Here is a 2,329-nt window from a genome sequence, read left to right as displayed (position 1 = left end):
CGTAACCGATCATTCTAGGGCGTATTTAACCTAGCAAAATTACTCTCTATTCTGGTACTCATTCTAATCAAGGAGCATCAGATATGACTTCACGACGCACGCCTGATGACTGGCAGACCATCATCGACCAATACCAAGCTAGCGGTCTCAAAGCGAGTGAGTTTTGCCGACAGAACAATATTACCGCTTCTAATTTCTACGTATGGCGCAAAAAATTGCTGGGACAAACCTCTACTGAGCAAACGCTCTCTAACTTGCCTGACTCTGACCATTGGCAGTTAATCACACCCTCTCAAGAATCCCAACCATGGGACCTTGAACTCTCGTTGCCAGGAGGAGTGACATTGCGCATGCGGCACAACTAATGCTCATTCAAAATCCAGACTTCAAGATTTGGCTATACACTGAACCGGTCGACATGAGAAAGCAGTTCGACGGCCTGTCTGCACTGGTTCAATCTAAGTTCGGAGTGCGTGCCAATAATGGAGAGTTGTTTGTCTTCATTAACCGCAAGCGAACCATGATGAAAATCCTTTATTACAGCAAAGGCGGATTCTGTTTATGGAGCAAGCGATTGGAGCGAGGCCTCTATCAGAAAATTGGTTCCCCAACACAAAAACACCCTCTGACCTGGACGCAACTTCAATGCTTAATTGATGGCATTGATTGGCAAAAATCTCCCCATAAAAGGCGACTCTAAGTCGTCTTTATGGTATGATTTCAATCATGAAAACCAGTGATATCAGTCAGTTAAATACCAAGGAAATGGAGACTCTTCTTGCAAAACAAGCCAAAGAAATGGCTAAGCAAGCAGAGGAACTGGCTGTACTTAAAAATCAACTCTCCTGGTTCCAGCGTCAGCTTTTTGGGCGCAAATCTGAAAAACAACTCCAGATAGACCCTCAACAAGCGTCCTTGTTTGAGAAGAAACCAGAACCTTCTGTCGACCAAGATACTGGTATTACCATCCCATCACACAAGCGCCGTAATAAAACTCAGCGCTCAGGAGATGAAGTCAACGATACCGGTCTACGCTTTGACGAATCCGTTCCACGTAAAATTATCGAACTCTCTGCTCCAGAATTGGAAGGGGAAGAGGCCGATAACTACGAGGTGATTGATTACAAAGAAACGACTCGTCTTGCCCAGCGCCCAGGCAGTTATGTGATCCTTGTCTATCGACGTCCAGTAGTGCGTCATAAAAAAGAGCACACCTTATCGAACATCCCAGCCCCGGTGAATGTTCTCGAGGGTTGCTATGCGGATGTGTCTTTACTGGCTGGCTTAATGGTGGATAAAGCGGTCTACCATCTTCCACTTTACCGACAGCATCAACGCTTATTGGACAGTGGCATTCAACTCAGCCGCGCCACCCTCATCAACTACATACAGAAAGCTATAGGGCTTCTTGAGCCGATTTATCAGGCGCAGCATGACCATATTTTGCAAAGCAAAGTGTTGGCGATGGATGAAGTGCCAATGAAAGCCGGTCGCAAATCAAAGGGGAAAATGCAGCAAACGTACTTCTGGCCAATCTATGGTGAAGAAGATGAAGTCGCGTTCACGTGGTCAAAAAGCCGAGGAACGCAGTTCGCTGTTGACCAACTAAAAGGGTTTTCGGGCACGTTATTAAGTGATGGCTACACCGCGTATACTAAAGCGGTGAAACAACTCAATGAACACGATGAGAAAGTGACGCACGCCACCTGCTGGGCACATACTCGCCGTTACTTCGAGCAAGCTTTAGATATCGAACCTCAATTGGCACAGCACGCCCTCGGCTTGATAGCCCAGCTGTACCAGTATGAAAAGCACATCCGAAATGCTCAGTTACCGTCGGATAAAGCGCTAGAGTATCGACAAAAAAACAGCGAGCCGATAGTGACTCAATTTTTTGAATGGGTTTACCAAGAGAGACAAAATCCGGAATACTTGCCCTCGAATAAGCTTCTTAAGGCATTGAACTATGCCGGTGAACGCTGCGATGAACTGAAAGTGTTCCTCTCGAACCCACATCTTCAAATTGACACGAACCATCTTGAACGAGCTTTGCGCGTTATTCCAATGGGAAGAAAGAACTTCTTGTTCTGTTGGACTGAGTTGGGTGCGGAGCAGTTGGGTGTGCTCCAGAGCTTAATGGTGACCTGCCGACTTCATAGTATCAACCCTTACCATTACCTTGTTGATGTTTTACAGCGAGTGGCGATCCATCCAGCCACTGACGTTGCAGAGCTCACGCCACTTCAGTGGAAAAAGAAGTTCGCTGATAATTTTTTAACATCCGATGTCGCTGAAATGGGGTGAACCGGTCCTAAAGTGACCGGTTACC

3 protein-coding genes are annotated in these 2,329 nt (G+C 46.5%); all 3 read left to right on the top strand.

The window, feature by feature from the left end; all coding sequences use genetic code 11:
* The first annotated feature begins 83 nt into the window (after nt 1–83).
* Genes FKN93_RS17200 through FKN93_RS17190 form a run of 3 tightly spaced genes read left to right on the top strand, consistent with a single transcriptional unit; the run spans nt 84 to nt 2,304 of the window.
* Nucleotides 84–365 (top strand): transposase, encoded by a 282-nt coding sequence (locus tag FKN93_RS17200; RefSeq protein WP_159373566.1) that lies wholly within the window; start codon nt 84–86, stop codon nt 363–365.
* Nucleotides 365–700, top strand: a complete 336-nt coding sequence (gene tnpB / locus FKN93_RS17195) for an IS66 family insertion sequence element accessory protein TnpB (RefSeq protein WP_159373565.1) — start codon at nt 365–367, stop codon at nt 698–700. Before FKN93_RS17200 ends, tnpB begins: the two co-directional genes overlap by 1 nt.
* A 26-nt stretch (nt 701–726) precedes the next feature.
* Nucleotides 727–2,304 (top strand): IS66 family transposase, encoded by a 1,578-nt coding sequence (locus tag FKN93_RS17190; protein WP_170905748.1) that lies wholly within the window; start codon nt 727–729, stop codon nt 2,302–2,304.
* Nucleotides 2,305–2,329 lie beyond the last annotated feature (25 nt).

Source organism: Vibrio sp. A8-1 (genome assembly GCF_013048685.1).
Classification (GTDB): Bacteria; Pseudomonadota; Gammaproteobacteria; order Enterobacterales; family Vibrionaceae; genus Vibrio; species Vibrio metschnikovii.
Note: the sequence above shows the minus strand (reverse complement) of the source record. Positions and strands in the feature narration are given on the sequence as shown.